The 17421-nt window shown below is 62.7% G+C and carries 16 protein-coding genes and 1 other RNA gene; 10 read left to right on the top strand and 7 right to left on the bottom strand.

Going from position 1 to position 17421, the window contains the following annotated elements; all coding sequences use genetic code 11:
* The first annotated feature begins 136 nt into the window (after positions 1-136).
* Entirely contained in the window at positions 137-4009 is a 3873-nt protein-coding gene (locus tag JYP46_RS11160; protein WP_328850487.1) for an AsmA family protein, read from the top strand.
* A 32-nt stretch (positions 4010-4041) separates the two neighbouring features.
* Here the strand turns inward: JYP46_RS11160 and JYP46_RS11155 are convergent, their stop codons facing one another.
* The 4 genes from JYP46_RS11155 to ssrA form a co-directional block, all read right to left on the bottom strand.
* Positions 4042-4281 (bottom strand): ribbon-helix-helix domain-containing protein, encoded by a 240-nt coding sequence (locus tag JYP46_RS11155; RefSeq protein WP_206548124.1) that lies wholly within the window; start codon positions 4279-4281, stop codon positions 4042-4044.
* Positions 4278-4475 carry a DUF4169 family protein gene (locus JYP46_RS11150; protein WP_206543872.1) on the bottom strand — a complete coding sequence of 66 codons (198 nt, stop codon included), beginning with the start codon at positions 4473-4475 and terminating at the stop codon, positions 4278-4280. The genes JYP46_RS11155 and JYP46_RS11150 overlap by 4 nt, the downstream gene beginning before the upstream one ends.
* Before the next feature lie 2 nt (positions 4476-4477).
* Positions 4478-5065: an SspB family protein gene (locus JYP46_RS11145; RefSeq protein WP_206548123.1), complete on the bottom strand. Its 588-nt coding sequence runs from the start codon at positions 5063-5065 to the stop codon at positions 4478-4480.
* Between the two features lie 268 nt (positions 5066-5333).
* Positions 5334-5701, bottom strand: a transfer-messenger RNA (tmRNA) gene (gene ssrA, locus JYP46_RS11140).
* A 158-nt stretch (positions 5702-5859) separates the two neighbouring features.
* Here ssrA and JYP46_RS11135 point away from each other — a divergent pair.
* The 7 genes from JYP46_RS11135 (at position 5860) to JYP46_RS11105 (ending at position 11712) form a co-directional block, all read left to right on the top strand.
* Positions 5860-6171, top strand: coding sequence for a DUF2853 family protein (locus JYP46_RS11135; RefSeq protein ID WP_206543870.1), 312 nt, complete (start codon positions 5860-5862; stop codon positions 6169-6171).
* A 186-nt stretch (positions 6172-6357) separates the two neighbouring features.
* Entirely contained in the window at positions 6358-7152 is a 795-nt protein-coding gene (locus tag JYP46_RS11130) for a thymidylate synthase (protein WP_113155610.1), read from the top strand.
* A 14-nt stretch (positions 7153-7166) separates the two neighbouring features.
* Positions 7167-7661: a dihydrofolate reductase gene (locus tag JYP46_RS11125; RefSeq protein ID WP_206543868.1), complete on the top strand. Its 495-nt coding sequence runs from the start codon at positions 7167-7169 to the stop codon at positions 7659-7661.
* 147 nt (positions 7662-7808) lie between these two features.
* Positions 7809-8909: an FtsH protease activity modulator HflK gene (gene hflK / locus JYP46_RS11120; RefSeq protein ID WP_206543867.1), complete on the top strand. Its 1101-nt coding sequence runs from the start codon at positions 7809-7811 to the stop codon at positions 8907-8909.
* A complete protein-coding gene (gene hflC / locus JYP46_RS11115; protein ID WP_206543866.1) occupies positions 8909-9847 on the top strand; it encodes a protease modulator HflC in 939 nt (312 codons plus the stop codon). The genes hflK and hflC overlap by 1 nt, the downstream gene beginning before the upstream one ends.
* A gap of 12 nt (positions 9848-9859) precedes the next feature.
* A complete protein-coding gene (locus JYP46_RS11110; RefSeq protein WP_206543865.1) occupies positions 9860-10045 on the top strand; it encodes a DUF2065 domain-containing protein in 186 nt (61 codons plus the stop codon).
* Positions 10046-10212: 167 nt separating this feature from the next.
* The gene (locus JYP46_RS11105; protein WP_206543864.1) at positions 10213-11712 is read left to right on the top strand and encodes a DegQ family serine endoprotease; all 1500 of its coding nucleotides are present in this window, start codon (positions 10213-10215) and stop codon (positions 11710-11712) included.
* A gap of 90 nt (positions 11713-11802) precedes the next feature.
* Here JYP46_RS11105 and JYP46_RS11100 read toward each other — a convergent pair whose 3' ends face one another.
* Positions 11803-12366: a GNAT family N-acetyltransferase gene (locus JYP46_RS11100; protein WP_206548122.1), complete on the bottom strand. Its 564-nt coding sequence runs from the start codon at positions 12364-12366 to the stop codon at positions 11803-11805.
* Positions 12363-13250 carry a phosphoserine phosphatase SerB gene (serB, locus tag JYP46_RS11095; protein WP_206548121.1) on the bottom strand — a complete coding sequence of 296 codons (888 nt, stop codon included), beginning with the start codon at positions 13248-13250 and terminating at the stop codon, positions 12363-12365. Before serB ends, JYP46_RS11100 begins: the two co-directional genes overlap by 4 nt.
* A 29-nt stretch (positions 13251-13279) precedes the next feature.
* On the opposite strand from serB, the gene miaA reads away from it, so the two are divergent.
* Complete coding sequence (miaA, locus tag JYP46_RS11090) at positions 13280-14224, top strand: tRNA (adenosine(37)-N6)-dimethylallyltransferase MiaA (RefSeq protein WP_206548120.1); 945 nt, start codon at positions 13280-13282, stop codon at positions 14222-14224.
* Positions 14225-14304: 80 nt separating this feature from the next.
* Entirely contained in the window at positions 14305-15087 is a 783-nt protein-coding gene (locus tag JYP46_RS11085) for a GGDEF domain-containing protein (protein WP_113155601.1), read from the top strand.
* A 136-nt stretch (positions 15088-15223) separates the two neighbouring features.
* On the opposite strand, the gene JYP46_RS11080 is transcribed toward JYP46_RS11085, so the two are convergent.
* On the bottom strand, positions 15224-17101 hold the full coding sequence (locus tag JYP46_RS11080) for an ATP-binding protein (protein ID WP_206548298.1): 1878 nt from the start codon (positions 17099-17101) through the stop codon (positions 15224-15226).
* Positions 17102-17421 lie beyond the last annotated feature (320 nt).

Genomic DNA, 17421 nt, shown 5'->3' with positions numbered 1-17421 from the left:
ACGCTCTGACCTGTTGAATCTGCGCATCGTGCTTTCCGAAAATCGATCTCGATTTTCGGGCCGATGCGGCAGCCCCTTTAACGCCACTGAAATACGCATAGTGTAGGGGCTGAGGACGCATATTTAGGAGACGGAACTGGCCCGGCTGTTCGTATTCTTCGGTGGACTTGTGGTGCTGGCGCTGACCTCGGCGCTGGTGGCTCCCTATTTCATCGACTGGAACCATTATCGCTCCGCCTTCGAACGTGAGGCGGGGCGGGTGCTTGGCCGTGAAGTCCGGGTGGAAGGCTCTGCGCGCGCGCGGCTTCTGCCGTTTCCGTCTCTGACCTTCACCGATGTCGTCGTGGCCGGGAAGACGCCGCAGGCGCCGGGCATGACGGTGGACGAGTTCTCCATGCATGCGGAGCTTGCGCCCTTCCTGCGCGGCGAGGTGCTGATCTTCGACATGCAGCTCACGCGGCCGCATGCGCAGATCGCGATTGCCGCCGATGGCGGCATCGACTGGGCGGTGCGTCCGTCCGGGCCGTTCGATGCGCGACAGGTGACGCTGGAGAATGTCTCCATCGTCGATGGCTCGGTGACGCTGGCACATGCGGCAAGCGGGCGTCAGCACGAACTGACCGACATCGATGCGCAGCTTTCCGCCCGCAGTCTGGCCGGGCCGTGGCGTATTGGCGGAACGCTCTCGCTCGACGAGATGCCGATGCGCGTTTCCGTTTCCACCGGCTCGCTGGGCGATGATGGCCGCATGCGGGTGCGTTTCGAGGCGCTGCCGGACGATTTGCCGGTCAGGCTCGCCACCGATGGACAGGCGCGGATTGAGGAAGGGGCCGCCTTTTATGACGGCGCCTTTGCGCTCAACACCTATTCCGATGAGGCCATGGCCAGGCTGCGCAAGGAGGCCGAGCGGCCGCTGGCGCTGACGAGTGCCGCCGCCACCAACCGGCTGACGGGTCTCTTCGACCTGCGCCACGACCGTCTGGCGGTCGAGCAGTTCCGTTTCGAGACGGGGCCGGCCGACGCGCCTTACACCGCCGAGGGGCGGGCCAGTCTGGAGCTTGGCGGCGAACCGCGCTTCTTCATTTCAGCCGACGGCGCGCAATTGCGTTTCGATGGCGAGAATGACGGCGACAGCGCGTCGGGCGGTCTGGATATCGCCAGGCGTTTCGAGGCGTTTGCCGCACTGATCCGCGCCGTGCCTTCGCCAACCATACCGGGCGAGGTTGCAATCAACCTGCCGGCGATCGTTGCCGGCGACACGACCATCCGCAACATCGAACTGCGCGCCGAACCCGCCGAGGGCGGCTGGGCGGTGGGGTCCGTTGCGGCCACACTTCCCGGGCGCACCCGCTTCGAGGCGAACGGATTTCTGGCGACGGATGAAGAACTCGGCTTCAACGGGCACATGCTTCTGGCAATCGCCCAGCCCTCGGGCTTTGCCGCCTGGGTTTCGCGCGATGTGGACGACGCGATCCGCCGACTTCCGGCTGCGGGTTTCAGCGCCGATGTGGCGCTTTCGCGCCGCGCGCAGACCTTTGAGGGGCTTGAACTCATCCTGGGTGACGCGCGTTTCAACGGACGCGTCGAGCGCCGGGAACCGGAGAACGCAAAGCCCTGGCTCGATGCAACGCTCGACGGTGAGACGCTCGATCTGGAAGGCATTCAGGCCTTCATGTCGCTGTTTGTCAGCGATGCGGGCGTGAACCGGCTTTCGGGCCATGATGTGGATCTCGACATCAAGGCCGGCCCGGTGGCGGCGCTGGGCATGCAGGCCAACACGCTCGACACGGCACTTCGCCTGCGCGAGGGCGTTCTGGAAATCGACCGGCTGACGCTCGGCGGGTTTGCCGGCGCGCAGCTGAGCGCGACCGGTCAGTTGCGCAATTTTGCAGGCATGCCCACGGGGCAGGTCGATGCGACGGTTCTGTCGACCGATCTTGGCGAGCTGGTTCTGGCGCTGGCGGGACGCTTTCCCGAGAACCGTGTCTTCAGGGCGCTGGCGCAGCGCGTTCAGGCGTTTCCCGGTCTGCTTCAGGACGCCGAGCTGAACCTCGTCGCCAGTGCCGCCGAGAATGGCGATGAAACCATGGGCATCGCCGTCAGTGCCGAAGGCGTTGCCGGCGGCACGGATCTGAGCCTTTCGCTTTCCGACAGCGGTGCAGAGGACGATCTGGCGCGCGGTGATTTCAAGCTCTCGCTGACGGCGCGAAACGACGAAGCCGCCGTTCTTTATGGACTGGCCGGCATTCCGGCCCTGCCGCTTGGTCTGGTCGGCGAGGCGCGGCTTGAGCTTTCGGCCGAAGGCTCTCTGGCCGATACGGTTGACGGGCAGGCGCGGGTGATGGGCGAGGGGCTTGTCGCCTCCTTCAAGGGGCAGGCGCTCAATGCGCTTTCCGCGCCATCGCTCGACGGCGAGGTGAAGCTTGTCAGCGATGACATTGAAACCTGGCTTGCCGTTGGCGGCGTGGTTCTGCCCGGTTTCGGGCTTGGCATGCCCGTTGCGCTTTCCGCTGATCTTGAATGGAGCGAGAAGCTTGCCGTTCTGACCGATCTCGAAGGCGAGGTGGCAGGCAGCGGTGTGACGGGGGATCTGAACATCGCGCTCGATGGCGGCAAGCCGCATATCGATGGCGCGCTCACCATGACGCGCTTTGATCTCGCACCGGCTGCCGAACTCGTCATGGGGCCGGACGTGCTTTCGGGCGAAGAAGACGGGGCATGGCCGCAGGCGCCATTCGGCAACGACGTGTCTTTGCCGTTCTCGGCCAATCTCGACCTGCGCACGGATGCGCTTTGGACGGGATTTCTCTCGGCTGGCCGCGATGCGCGCCTGAAACTCAGGCTGGACGATGAGGGGCTGACGGTCTCCGATCTCAAGGCGTCCCTGTTCGATGGTTCCGTTGAAGGCTTTGCCACGCTGAAAAACAATGCAGGCACCGGGCTTCTTTCGGCCCAGATCGGTCTCAACGACACCGCGCTTGATACGCTGATGCCGCAGGGCAGCCTGGAAGGGCGCATGAGCGCTCGCGCCAGCGTGACCGCCAGCGGCAAGAGCGTGAATGCGATGGCGGCGGCCCTGACGGGCTCCGGTTCCGCGACGCTGAAGGATCTGGTCATCAACGGGCTGAACCCGAAGGCGCTGCCGCAGATCCTTGAAGAAGCCGATGCGGTGGGCAATGGGATCGATCTTGAAAAGACCGAGGCTTTCGCGCCGCGGCTGATCCGCGAAGGACAGTTTTCCGCAGGCGAAACGGAATTCGCCTTCACCATTGCCGGCGGCATGGCGCGCACGCCGCCCGTGCAGCTGGCGACGGATGGCGCGACCTTCAGCACCACGGCCACGGCCGATTTGCAGAAGATGGAAGTCTCCACCGATGGCGCGCTGGTCTTCGATCCCGGTGTGGATGCGGTGGTGGGGGCGGAGCCGCGTGTCGAGGTGGTTGCCTCCGGGCCATTCGGCTTTGTTGGTTCCCGGCTTTCGGTCGAACCTCTGGCGCAGTATCTCACCCAGCGCGCGCTTGAGCGCGAGCAGGTGCGTGTGGAGCGCATGCAGTCGGTGCTTCTGGAGAAGCAGCGCCTACGCCGTGAAGCGCGATATTTCGCAGAGCTTGAGGTCAAGCGCGAGCAGGCCGAAGCCGAGCGGCAGCGGCTTGAGCGCGAACTCCGGCTGGAGCGCGAGGAGGCCGAGCGCCGCGCGGCTGAAGAGGCGGAGCGCAAGGCGCGTGAGGCGGAAGAGGCCCGCCGCCGTGAAGCCGAGGAAACGGCCCGGCTGGAGGCTGAAGAGGCCCGCCGCCGCGAGGCGGAAGCCGCTCGCGCCGCCGAAGCCCTTAAGCGTACGCAGCGTGTCGCGCCGGCTCCTTCTGGAAATGGCTCCGCAGCAGAGATCGAGCGTGCGCCGCTTGAGCCGCTGTCAGGCGGCATCAATACGCCTGATGCGGTGTCGGAGTTTTTCCGGGCCAAGGATCTTTCAGCGGATCGTCTGCGCGAACTTCTGGACGGTGGCCAGTAGAGCGGTCGCCGCTCAATTCTCCCGGCAGGCTCTCATGCCTTGTCGTTCGTTTCCTCAAGACGCGCCTTGAGATCACGCAGCACATGGAGGCGAAGCTCGGAGGACAGATTGTTGTCCGCGCTGCGGTTCTCATCCACCTCGGCAATCAGCGTGGCCAGCGGCATGTTCTGCCGCCGGGCTATGGCTTCAAGTTCCTGAAGGAATGGTTTTTCGAGGGAAATGCTCGTGCGGTGGCCGCGAATGCTGACCGAACGCTTGGCAATTCCGCTCATTTTGGATCGCGTTCCGGGCGACCGGTGAGCCGGTGCCCGTCCAGCTGCGCGATGGTCTGCGATCTGTCACTCTCATCGCGCATGCGCTCGGCCTTGCTGCGGCCATGCAGGATGCGGTTTTCGGCGGCGCGCTGCTCTTTTTCCGCACGCGCACGCTGCTTGCGGCGCTGGCGAAGATTGACCAGCTCGCCCATCGTCACTTCTTCCGGAAGGCGTCCAGGGAAACCACTTGCGCACCCTTGTTCCCGGGCCCGGCGTCGTCTTCTGCCTCATCGGTTGCCGTCTCGGCATCCGCTTCGGCCTTTTCCTTCTTCTTCGGCTTGCGGGCGGCTTTCTTTGCGCCGGCCTTTTTCGCCGATCCCTCATCCGCCTCGTCGCCATCGGTGTGAACCGCGGTGATCTCGGCGCTGGGAGCGTCTTCCTGCTCGGGCTTCACATCGAATTCGAGCTCGAAATTCACGGACGGATCGTAAAACCCGCGCACTGCAGAGAAGGGAACGCTGAGCATTTCCGGCACATCGGCGAAGGAGAGGCCCACTTCGAAACCCGTCTCGCTGACTTTCAGGTCCCAGTACTGATACTGCAACACGATTGTCATCTGTTCGGGATAACGTTCACGCAGGCGTGACGATACACGGACACCGGGTGCATTGGTCAGAAAGGTGATGAAGAAGTGATGCTCGCCGGGAAGCCCCGTGCGCGCAACTTCAGTCAGGACTTTGCGCATGACGCCACGCAGCGCATCCTGAGCGAGAATATCGTATCTAATGCGGTCTTCGGCCATTCTGCGAACCGGTTGTTGAATCTTTGACTTACCTCTAATCAAGGACCGTGCTCACGTAAACCGGCAAAAGGCGGCTTATGTCTGTTCGCACGCTCCCACCCGCCTGACAGACCAGTTTTTTCAACCATGGCCCTCTTGTCTGTATTGCAGACAATCGCTGCGGGACGCTGCACTGCGCCGGAGACATTGCCTGACAGCTTCGCTGTCTGCGCGCGAATGTCGATGCAGGGAAGGGGAGATTGAAAGGAGAGGTCGAGAGCGGGGCAAGAGTGGAGGCTTCTGTTGCCAGGTGCCTCCGGACCCCGCCTAAAGGTGCGAACCCTTAGGAGTTCAAGTGAAGCTGTCGCACTGCATTAAGCAGCGAGACGTGCCTCCGCATAGTTGTCGTTTGCAACTACTAGTTTGACCCGATAACGGTGGTATCATGCCGAGCGAAAGTCCGATCTTTACACCCTCGTCGATCCTGTTTCGCCCCCATCAGAAGCCGCCCTTGGGCCGGAGCCCTGCGGCGGTTTGTGGTGGAGGCGCCGGGCACTGCCCCCGGGTCCGAATGGCTTATTTCACCGGCAGTTTATCGCCATAGTCGGTCAAGCCGACGCAGCGAATATAGTGACCCGGCCCTCGCAAGAAAAGGGGTCTTCGCGTGAAACCCGTGGGGTTTTCGCATTGACTTAGCGTCAACCTTTAATAAATGTCTTTTTTGGTGTGAGGCGGCTTTGGCAAACGCACAGGTTGCGTGAGGTCCGGCCGTTTCTGTGGAAGCGTACCCACGTTGAAAAGTGAGGGAAAAGATCATGGCCGATTATCTTGCGGATGTCCGCAAATACGATGCCACCGCGAGTGAGGAAGTCGTCAACAAGATCGTGAAGCATCTTGGCATCGCGTTGCGCAACAGGGATTCCTCCCTGGTCTCCTGCAGCGATTCCAGCGAGCTTGACCGCGTTCGCACCAGCTGGTGCATGAAGAAGCTCGGACAGACCGACGCCGCAAAATGCGATGCCGTGATCGAGACCGTGTGCGAAACCATGTCTGGCGACCGGTCCAAGAGCCGCGTGACGTTCTACTATCTGGTTGCGAAGCATCTGGGCCAGCTTTCCGAACTTTGAGGTTCCGGCTTCGCTGAACTTCGCCGCCTCTTTCTGCCGGGGGGAGGGGCGGCTTTCTCCTTAACCCTGTTGCCCGAATGTGCGCCGGCGTATGTGGATGGCGTCGCCAAACCCTGTGGCGCGCACTTTTCGTGGCAGGTGGCTGCTTTATGATGGCGCGATAACGCCAGCCCGAATCGGACAGCCATGCGCCAGTATCTCGATCTTCTTTCCCATGTTCTCGAAAACGGTGTCGACCGCGACGACCGCACGGGAACCGGCACGCGCGGCGTGTTCGGCCATCAGATGCGCTTTGATCTGGAAGAAGGCTTTCCCGTTCTCACCACCAAGAAGCTGCATCTGCGTTCGATCATTCACGAGCTGCTCTGGTTTCTGAAGGGCGACACCAACATTCGCTACCTGAAGGAAAACGGTGTTTCCATCTGGGATGAGTGGGCGGATGAGAATGGCGATCTGGGGCCCGTCTATGGTGCGCAGTGGCGCTCCTGGCCGGCGCCGGATGGCGGGCATATCGACCAGATCGCGAATCTTCTGAAAGGTTTGCGCGACAATCCTCATTCGCGGCGTCACGTGGTGTCGGCGTGGAACCCGGCCGAGGTGGATTCCATGGCGCTGCCGCCATGCCACTGCCTTTTCCAGTTCCACGTGGCCGACGGGCGGCTTTCCTGCCAGCTCTACCAGCGCTCCGCCGACATTTTTCTGGGCGTGCCCTTCAACATCGCCTCCTATGCGCTTTTGACGATGATGGTCGCCCAGGTGACCGGGCTGCGCGCCGGCGATTTCGTGCACACGCTGGGCGACGCCCATCTTTATTCCAACCATTTCGATCAGGCGCGCGAGCAGCTGACGCGCACGCCCAAGCCCTTGCCCACCATGTGGATGAACCCGGATGTGACGGATCTCTTTGCGTTCCGCTTTGAGGATTTCCGTCTCGATGGCTATGTCGCGGATCCGACGATCCGTGCGCCGATTGCCGTTTGAGCGGGGAGGGGGCGATGAGCATCGAACTGGTTGTGGCAATGGCCGAAAACGGTGTGATCGGCCGCGAGGGCGACCTGCCGTGGCGGCTGTCGACCGATCTGAAGCGCTTCAAGGCGATCACCACGGGCAAGCCCGTGGTCATGGGGCGCAAGACCTGGGAAAGCATCGGCAGACCGCTGCCGGGACGGCGCAACATCGTCATCACGCGGCAGGCGGGATACGAGGCTGAAGGGGCGGAATGCGTCTCTTCGCTTGCCGTTGCGCTTGCGCTGGCTGGCGGTGGCGATGCGAAGGCCGATGTCTGCGTCATCGGCGGCGGGCAGATCTACCGCGAGGCGATGGAGATGGCCGACCGTCTGCATGTCACGCATGTGCATGCCGAGATCGACGGTGATACGGTGTTTCCCGAAATCGACCCGGAAATCTGGGAAGAAGTCTCGCGTGAGGACGTGCCCGAAGGCGAAAAGGACGTTTACGCCACAACCTATGTGGTCTACCAACGGCGCTGAACAGGCTGGGCAAGGCACTCTTTTCCCTGCAAAGATCAGGGAACGCGGCGGGCTGCCGCGTTGAAAGGGGATTTGCCGCTACCTATAACTGACCGGATGGGAGAGCTGGCCTTTGGGCCGGAGCCCGGATCAAGAAAAGGAACACGAATGCCCTGGAACAATCAAAGTGGCGGAGGCGGCCCTTGGGGCGGCGGCAATAACGGGGGGCCCTGGGACCAGGGACCGCGTGGGCCGAGCGGACCGCAGGGATCTCCGCCCGATCTGGAAGAGATCATCAAACGCGGACAGGACCGGTTGAAGAACGCACTGCCCGGTGGCGGTGGCGTCAGCCCGGCCATGATCGTTCTGGTGCTCGTTGCGTTGGCCGGTCTGTGGCTGTTCAAATCCGTTTACACGGTTCAGCCGGACGAACTGGCGGTGGAACTGCGTTTCGGTAAGCCGAAGCCGGAACTCTCCGAGCCGGGCCTGCACTTCCATTGGTGGCCGATCGAAACGGTCGAGAAGGCCACGGTCGCCGAGCGTCTGGTGGACATTGGTGAGACGCGGGGCGGCACGTCCAGCGGTCTCATGCTGTCCGGTGACCAGAACATCGTCGACGTGAAGTTCTCCGTCGCCTATCAGGTTGCCGATCCTTCAGCCTATCTGTTCAATGTCGCCAATCCCGACGAAACTCTGCGCCAGGTTGCCGAAAGCGCCATGCGTGAGGTTGTCGGTCGCAGGCCGGCTCAGGACATCTTCCGCGATGACCGTCAGGGCATTGCAGAAGACGTGCGCACGACCATCCAGACCGCGCTTGATGAGTATGGCACGGGTCTGACGGTCAACGCCCTGTCGATCGAGGACGCTGCGCCGCCGCGCGAAGTGGCCGATGCGTTTGACGAGGTGCAGCGCGCCGAGCAGGACGAAGACCGCTTCGTTGAGGAATCCAACCAGTACTCCAACCAGCAGCTCGGTCAGGCCCGTGGTGAAGCGGCCCAGATTCGCGAAGAAGCCGCGGCCTATAAAAACCGCGTCGTGCAGGAAGCCGAAGGTGAGGCCCAGCGCTTCGTCTCCGTCTATGACGAGTACGCAAAGGCCCCGGCCGTGACACGCAAGAGGCTGTTCCTCGAAACCATGGAAAACGTGCTTCAGGGCTCGAACAAGGTGATTGTCGGCCAGGATGGCGGTTCGGGCGTTGTGCCCTATCTGCCGCTGCCTGAACTTCGCCAGCAATCGCAGCCGCGCACGACTGCGGGAGGGAGCAACTGATGTCCAACCGTTTCCCCATTCTCGTCGTCATTGGCGCAGTCATCCTGTTCCTGGTCTATTCGTCGATCTTCGTGGTCAATGAACGCCAGCAGGCCATCGTTCTTCGCTTCGGTGAAATCGTCGATGTGAAGACCGAGCCGGGTCTCTACTTCAAACTTCCGTTCGGCTTCCTCGAAGCGGACAACGTCCAGATCATCGAAGACCGCATCCTGCGCTTCGATCTTGACGACATCCGCGTTCAGGTCTCGGGCGGCAAGTTCTACGAAGTGGACGCCTTCATTGCTTACTCGATCAGCGATCCCCGCCGTTTCCGGCAGGCCGTTTCGGGTAGCGTCGCTCTTGCCGAGCAGCGTCTGCGCACGCGTCTCGACTCCGCCCTGCGCGGTGTCTATGGCCGTCGCGGCTTTGAGGCTGCTCTCTCGGAAGAGCGCGCATCGATGATGCGTGAAGTCGCCGACGAACTGCGTCCCGCCGCTGCATCGCTGGGCCTGGAGATCGAAGACGTGCGCATTCGCCGGACGGATCTGACGGCAGAGGTTTCTCAGCAGACCTATGACCGGATGAAGGCCGAGCGTCTGGCCGAGGCCGAGCGCCTGCGTGCCCGTGGTCGTGAGGCCGCTGCCCGCATCCGCGCCCGCGCCGACCGTGAGGTCGTCGAGATCCTGGCTGCTGCACAGCGTGAATCGGAAATCCTGCGTGGTGAGGGCGAAGCAGAGCGCAACGCCATCTTCGCTGATGCTTTCTCGCGCGATGAGGACTTCTTCGAGTTCTATCGTTCGATGAATGCTTACCAGCAGGCGCTGAACCCGGAAGGCACGACCATGCTGCTTTCGCCGGATTCGGAGTTCTTCCGCTTCTTCAACGACTCGACCGGCGGTGCCTCGGGCTCATCCGCTCCGGCGGCTCCGGCCGCACAGGGCGCGACGGCCGGCCAGTAGCCGGCGGTCGACATGAGCGACTTCCTTGCCGCTCTGGGCCTTGTCCTCGTTATCGAGGGTCTGGTCTACGGCGGCATGCCAGGGCTGGCCAAGAGGCTTGCCGAGCAGGTCCTCGAAATGCCGGACAGTGCGCTTCGCACTGCCGGCATCACCGCCATGATGCTGGGGGTGTTCTTGGTCTGGCTCGTCAGAGGATGAAACATTTTGCGGCCCGTACGGAAATCCCGTGCGGGCCGCAAACGTGCCGTAATCACGGCGAATCATGGAAATTTGAAGCGCCTGTTAATGGAATCGGCCCAGCATAGGGCGTAGAATTCCGGCCAATCGTCGTTCCACCAAGCAAGCCATCTGGAGAAATGCTCTTTATGACCCCATCCAAGATTTTACGCGCCACGCGGGTGGCGCCAGTGGCCGCTCTCCTTGCGCTTGGAGGTCTTGCCGCAACGCCGGTCATCGTTGCGCAGGAAGCGCGGGCGGAAGGCCCTGCCTCGGTTGCCGACCTTGCCGAGCGGCTTGCCGGCGCGGTGGTCAACATTTCCACCTCGCGCTCCGCAGGTGGCGGAAGCTCTGGCCGGGTGCCGCTGCCCAAGCTGCCCGAGGGCTCGCCCCTGCAGGAGTTCTTCGACGATTTCTTTCAGGATGAGCCGGAGGCCGATCGCGGTCCGCGTCAGGCCCAGTCCCTGGGCTCGGGTTTCGTGATCGACGCCAAGGAAGGCATCGTCGTCACCAACAATCACGTGATCTCCGATGCCGACGAGATCGTCGTAAACTTCACCGATGGCGGCAAGCTGGACGCCGAGCTGCTGGGCGTCGACACCAAGACGGATCTTGCCGTTCTGAAGGTGGATGCGAGCAAGCGCGAATTGCAGGAAGTGCCGTTTGGCGATTCCGACAGGATGCGCATCGGTGACTGGGTCATGGCCATCGGCAACCCGTTTGGCCTTGGCGGCACGGTGACGGTGGGCATCGTTTCGGCCCGCAACCGCGAAATCGGTTCCGGCCCCTATGATGATTTCATCCAGACGGATGCGGCCATCAACCGGGGCAATTCCGGTGGCCCGCTTTTCAACATGGATGGTGAGGTGATCGGCATCAACACGGCGATCATTTCCCCGACCGGCGGTTCCATCGGCATCGGCTTCTCCATTCCCTCGGCGCTGGCGATCAAGGTTGTCGATCAGCTGCGCGAGTTCGGCGAGACGCGTCGCGGCTGGCTCGGCGTTCGCATTCAGGAAGTGACCGACGACATTGCCGAGAGCCTCGGCATGGACGAGGCCATGGGTGCGATGGTGAGCGGCGTGATCGAAGGCGGTCCGGTCGATGACGGGTCGATCCAGCCCGGTGACGTGATCATCACCTTCGACGGTCAGACGGTCGAAAATGTGCGCGAACTGCCGCGCATCGTCGCTGAAAGCCCGGTGGGCAAGGAAGTGGATGTCACCGTTGTCCGCAAGGGCGAAGAAGAGACCGTGAAGGTCACGCTCGGCCGTCTTGAAGACAGTGAGAAGCTGGCTTCCACCGAAACGCCGGGCGATGAGCAGGCCGGCGAGAGCGAAGCCGTGTCGTCTGCTGCCGTTCTGGGCATGCACATGGCCGAGCTGAATGACGCGCTGCGCGAGCAGTATGAGATTTCCGCCGATGTGAACGGCGTCGTCATCACCAAGGTAGATGAGGATTCGGTTGCCGCAGACAAGGGCGTTGCCGTTGGCGATGTCATCGTCGAGATCGCCCAGGCGACGGTCTCTACGCCGAAGGAGGCGCTGGACCGTCTTGAGGAGCTGAAAGGGCAGGGCCGCCGCAATGCGCTTCTGATGCTGGCTTCCAAGAATGGCGAGCTGCGCTTCGTGACGCTGCGGATGGACTGATCTTCAGGCAAACTTGCCAGATCAATGCAAAACGGCCCGGAAGCGATGGTTTCCGGGCCGTTCTCTTGTCTTTGGGGAGAAAAGTGCCGGCTATGCCTGCCGGGCTTTCCAGTCCGCGCGGGACAGGCGGTAGAGCACGTGGCGCTTCAGCCCGCGGTGCGTGTCGGGCACGGCGGGATGGTCGAAATCGTCAGCTGCGTCGTGGCGCATGCCGATGCGGCGCATGACGGCGGTGGAGCGCTCATTGCCGGCAACCGCAAATGAAACGATTTCATCAAGGCCGAGCGTTTCGAAACCATGGGCAAGCCATGCGCGCGCAGCCTCCGTGACATAGCCCTTGCCCCAGAATTCCGGTGCCAGACGCCAGCCGATCTCGATGGCGTCTTCGGGCAGGTTGGAGAGCCCGCGCGGGCGGTGCAGCCCAACAAAGCCGATAAGGTCGCCGGTTTCCTTCAGTTCCACCGCTGCAAAGCCGAAACCGTTCTGTTCGATGCCATCGCGGATGAAATCCATCGCTGCGTCGGCGTCCTCGCGGCTGCGACGATAGGGGAAGAACTCCATGATCGTCTCATCGGAGTTGATGTGGTGGAAGAAGGCGCGGTCTTCCTCGCCCCAGTTGCGCAGGATCAGGCGCTCGGTCTCAAGAAGCGTCATGTGACGAAGTCCGCTTCGCGATAGCCCTGCAGGAAGAGAAGTGCGGTGAGGTCGCCATGGTCGATGCGCACCCGCGCCTGTTCCGCAACTGCGGGCTTGGCGTGGAGGGCAACGCCGAGGCCGGCCAGAACCAGCATGTCGAGATCGTTGGCGCCGTCACCCACGGCCAGCACATCGTCCGGCGTCAGGCCGTGTTCTGCGGCAAAGCGGTTTAACGCGACGGCCTTTGCCTCCCGCCCCAGAATGGGCTTCTTGACCTCGCCGCTCAGCCGGTCACCATCGGTCAAAAGATGGTTGGCCTGCTGCGTGTGGAAGCCGAGTTTTGCGCCGACCGGCCCGGTGAACTGTTCGAACCCGCCCGAGACGAGGGCGGTGAATGCGCCTGCGGCTTTCATCGTGGCGACGAGCGCCGGGCCGCCGGATGCGAGCGTGATGCGCTTTTCGATCACGCTGTCGATGACGTTGAGCGGCAGGCCTTTTAAGAGCCCGACGCGCTCTTCCAGCGCCGGCTCGAAGGCGATCTCGCCATTCATCGCGCGCCGTGTGATGCCGGCAACGGCGTCCTTCAGACCAAGCTCGGCTGCCAGTTCATCAATGCACTCCTGATCGATCATGGTGGAATCCATGTCGGCGATCAGCATCTTCTTGCGCCGGTTGTCGGTTTTCTGCACCGCGACATCGATGGGCGCACCGGCCAGTGCCGTGCGCAGGCGTGCTTCGGCCTCTGCGGGATCGGAACCGGGGGCCAGGGCGATGTCGCAGGCCAGGTTTTCACCCAGCCAGTCGATGGCGCTTGCATCGAGCGCCTCCATGGCCATAGTCGCAACCGCGGGCGTGAGAGCGCGCTTTGCCGGATGAGAGATGAGTGTGGCGACGAGGGACATGAGCGTTTCCGGAATAGTGAGCGGCGGGCATGTTGAATAATGCGATCCTGATAGCGGGGCCGACTGCCAGCGGCAAGTCCGCTCTGGCGCTGGCGCTTGCGCAGGAAACGGGCGGGGTGGTGATCAACGCCGATTCCATGCAGGTCTATGACGTGCTTTCGCGCCTGACCGCGCGGCCCTCTGCCGAAGATCTGAAACGCGCGCCGCACTTTCTCTATGGGCATGTGTCGCCATCGGTCGCCTATTCAACCGGCGCGTGGCTCGACGATGTGGCGAAGCTTGTCGAGAGCGGCGCGCTTGAAGGAAAGCGCCCTGTCTTCGTGGGTGGTACGGGGCTTTATTTCCGCGCGCTTCTGGAAGGCATTGCGCCGGTGCCGCCGGTGCCCGATGCGGTGCGCCGGCACTGGCGTCAGCGCATGGAGAAAGACGGGCCGGAGGCGCTGCACGGGCTTCTGGCCGAGCGCGACCCTGACGCCGCTTCCGCCATAGGCACGGGAGATGCGCAGCGCATCACCCGCGCGCTCGAGGTTTTCGAGGCTTCGGGGCGTCCGCTGAGCGCCTGGCAGCAGGAAAACACGCCGCCGCTGGTCGACCGGGCATCCAGCCGCTGCATTGTTCTGGAGCCGGAACGCGAATTTGTCAGGCAGCGCATCGGCCAGCGCTTCGACCGCATGGTGGAAGAGGGCGCTCTGGAAGAGGTGAAGGCGCTACTGGCGCTTGATCTGCCACCCGAACTGCCGGCGATGAAAGCCATTGGCGTGCCCGAACTGGCAGCCTGTCTCGCCAATGAATGCACGCTGGAAGACGCAATCGAGCGGGCGAAAACCGCCACGCGGCGCTATTCCAAACGCCAGGGCACCTGGTTCCGCAACCAGCTTGGCGAAGACTGGCTCCGTGTGCCGCTTTCTTCGGAAAACGCGCTTCCGCGAAGTCTTGCCGGGGTTCTTCAGGCGAGCGCCAAACCGGCGGAATAGAAGCATTCCGCCTGTGGAGATTAACCTTGCGTAAGTGAGACTGTGCGAGAAGGCGATAAAGGGTGTCATTCGGGGCAGGCATGCGTTTCCACAAAGCGGAATCCGCGTTCTTTGTTTTCATTTTGCTGGTGCTGGGCGCGGGTGCCCTGCTTGCCTACGCCTATTGGCTTTTACGCTCCGACATCAGCATTTTTCCGGCTCCGCAGGATCTGAAGAGTTTTATCCAGATTCTGTTCGTCACCGGCGTCCTTCTGGCGACCGCCATCATTTTCGGCATCTTCTTCATCTATCCGCTGATCCGCACCCAGGTGCGCGAGGAGGGGAAGTTACGGGCCATGACGGAAACGCTCAGCGCCCGTTCGGAATCGCTCCAGCACGCCGCCCTGACCGACAGCCTGACAGGCATGCAGAACCGGCGCTTCTTCGATGATGCGCTGCGCGAATATCTTCAGGAGTTCCGCCGCATCGAAAAGCCGGTCGGCCTGATGGTTCTCGATCTCGATCATTTCAAGCAGGTCAACGACACGCATGGTCACGATGTGGGCGACGATGTGTTGCGCGAAGTGGCGCGCTGCCTGAAAGACCTGACCCGCTATCATGATGTGGTCGCGCGCATGGGCGGCGAGGAATTTGCCGTGGTCGCGCCGAACATGAACAATGAATCTCTGGTCAAGCTTGCCGAGCGCATTCGCCGCGCCGTGTCACAGCTGTTGATCGAAGCGAGCAATGTGAACATCCGGGTGACGATCAGCGTCGGCCTGTCCATCTGGGACGGGCGGGAATCGGCTGAGGAATTCTACCGTCGCGCCGACAAGATGCTCTATGAGGCCAAACGCCTGGGCCGCAACCGCGTCTGCGCCTGAGAGGCGACACTTCCCTACGCTCAACTGAAAGAGCTGAACGCTGCGCTGGCGCGTGGCGCGCTACCGCATGCGTGGCGTCCGGCTCCGGCAGCTTGCCGGAACCTTCATGAGCCGTGCACTGAAAAAATGAAGAGCGCTAGCGGTTTCCGAAATGGCTGCGCGACGGCACTGTGTAGCTCGCCGGACGCGCGTAATCGTCGGACGGCCGGGACCATTGTTCGAAGGTCTCGGGCTGAACAGGCGTCCTTGCCGGCCGGGGCCGGTAGTCGCGGTCGCCGGCCTGCATGTCTGCGGGGACGGGCGAGCCGATATCCGGTGGCGACTGCACCTGCGAGCGCATGGAGCGGCCGGCATCGCGCAGATTTGCCACGATCGAGGCGAGATCCACGTCATTGTCGATGTCTTCGGGGCGCGACGCCTTCTTCTTCGCATCGTCCCGCTGGCCCGGAAGCGCATGCGCCGGCAGTTGTTCGAACTTCATGCGCATGGTCGTCGCGACACCCTCGCCAAAGGCGATGGCTTCGCGCCGGCCCATGGCCGAGAGGAATGACAGCATGGACGCAGAGGAGTCCGCGATTGCCGAACGGATGATCGCCTTGTCCTGATCGTTGGCGAGCCGCATGGCGAACACGGTGGAGCACTGCGACAGGACCGTCGGGTCGAGTTCGCCCGGGCGCTGTGTCACCACACCGAGATAGCAGCCATATTTGCGGCCTTCCTTGGCGATGCGTGCGAGCGCATGGCGCGTCGGCGCAAAGCCCAGGCGCGGATCGGCGGGCATGTAGCGGTGTGCTTCCTCGCAGACGACCAGAAGGTTGAGCTTTCCATTGCTCCACAGCGCCAGGTCGAAGGCGAGGCGGGCCATGACCGAGCAGACGGAATTGACCACCTCCGGCGGCATGCCGGCCATTTCGAAACAGGTCACCGTCTTGCCGTGGCTGGGGATGCGGAAGAGCCTGCCGATCGTTTCGTGGATCGAATCCTCGATGAGGCGCGAGGCGAACATGAAACGGTAACGCGGATCGTTCTGGGCAGCCTCGATGCGTGTGCGCAGGCTGCGATAGATCGGCCGGTCGGACTTGTTGGCAAGCTGGCCGGTGCGCTCCTCGATTTCCTTCAGCACATCGGCCATGCGGTAGGGGACCGGCGTGTCCGCCGTCAGCCCGCCCGTGTCGTTTGACCGTCGCAGCGAGGCAGCGCTTCCCGGATTGCGGTAGAGATGCTTGGCAGCGGGAATGATCTCGCGCAGCAGTTCCACCTCTTCCGTCACCGGCTCGCGGCCCCGGAAAAGCACTTCCACCAGTTCTTCAAGGCGAAACAACCAGAACGGCAGGTCCAGCGTGTTGGTGTCGATGCGCACCGCGTATTCCGGCAGGGCGGAGGCGAATTCATTGTGCGGGTCGAGAATGAGCACGCGCAGATCCGGGCGTGAGGCGATGGTCTTGCGCAGAAGAAGCGATACGGCCGACGATTTGCCGACACCGGTGGTGCCGACCACTGCGAAATGGCGGTTCAGCGTGTCATCCACCGCAATACAGGCATCGATGCTTTCGTCCTGCGACAGCTTGCCGATCACGGCCTGCTGGCGGCCGGCCAGATCGTAGACCGCCTGCAGGTCGCGCGAGCGGATGCGGTGGGCGGGGGCGCCGATATGCGGATATTCCGTGATACCGCGGTCGAACACGGGCTCGGCGCCACGGTCGCGCACTTCGCCGACCAGTTCGACCGAGATCGCGATGGGGTTCGCCTCGCCATCGCGCCAGCGGTGTTCGGGCCGCTCCACCGCATAGACGAGACCGACCGTGCGGATCGCCCCGAGATTGATGGAGATCATCTTGCCGACGGTCCAGTAATTGGACTGGCCGCTGTCATCGGTGTCGGTCTCGGCGGCAATGGTGGCGCGGGAGCCGTCGCAATGCACGACATGGCCAAGCAGGCGCGTGCGCGGCTGATCGGCTGCGCGCCTTTCCTGAGATGTCGTCTCGCCCTGCGTCGTTCCGCGTTCCACAAACATCATGCCACCCCATTATCCCTAACGCTCAAGGCTAGTGCCGCGAAGTTAAGGCGGCGTGTCGCGGGATGGTTGAGGAGGGGTAAACGGGGCTCTTCAAATTGGCCTTATCAAGCTGGTTGACGATACGTTCAAGCAACCTTATTGTGCGCAGCCATGATGACAGGAAACATTCTTATCGTAGGAAGGCGCATGGGCAAGGCAGCGTAGCTGTCTGGCGAAAGCACCCCATGCGCGAAACACAGGCTCCCTCGGGGGCCTTTTTTATTGGCCTGGTGTTTCCTTGGGGGCGTTGGGCAGCTAAACAAATCGCCGGTAGAGAG

Origin of the sequence: Nitratireductor aquimarinus, assembly GCF_017255295.1 — a bacterium.
GTDB lineage: Bacteria > Pseudomonadota > Alphaproteobacteria > Rhizobiales > Rhizobiaceae > Nitratireductor > Nitratireductor aquimarinus.
This window is presented reverse-complemented; position numbering and strand designations above follow the sequence as displayed.